Origin of the sequence: Christiangramia aquimixticola (genome assembly GCF_048285835.1) — a bacterium.
Taxonomy (GTDB): domain Bacteria; phylum Bacteroidota; class Bacteroidia; order Flavobacteriales; family Flavobacteriaceae; genus Christiangramia; species Christiangramia aquimixticola.
On record NZ_JBLVTL010000041.1, the window covers coordinates 1 to 411 of the forward strand.

At 41.4% G+C, this 411-nt stretch carries 1 protein-coding gene; it reads left to right on the plus strand.

Annotation, left to right across the window (positions count from 1 at the left end; all coding sequences use genetic code 11):
- Positions 1–411, plus strand: a 411-nt coding sequence (locus ACNKXV_RS13405) for a DUF3347 domain-containing protein (protein WP_417908239.1), incomplete at both ends; no start/stop codon positions are given.

Consider the following 411-nt stretch of genomic DNA (forward strand, 5'->3'; position numbering starts at 1 on the left):
CATCAAAGAAGATGCAGAGACAGGTGCAGGATTTAAATTAAGAGAGATTACTTTGGGGCCTGCATTGGGAGATTCCTATGTGGTTCAGGACGGACTCAAAGAAGGGGAAGAAATTGTGGTGAATGGGACATTTACGGTAGATGCAGCGGCACAGTTGCAAGGAAAAACTTCTATGATGAATCCAAAGACCGAAGAGCCAAAGGCCGAAGCCATGAATATGAAAATGGATATTCCACAATCATATCAGGCGCAATTTACTCCGGTACTTGCTGAATATTTTAAACTGAAAGATGCTCTGGTTGCTTCAGATGCTGAAAAGACAAAAGCTGAAGCTTATAAAATGCTGGAATTGCTTAATAAGACTCAAACTGCTAAGCTGGAAGGAATGGTTAAAAGCCACCTTTCCAAAGT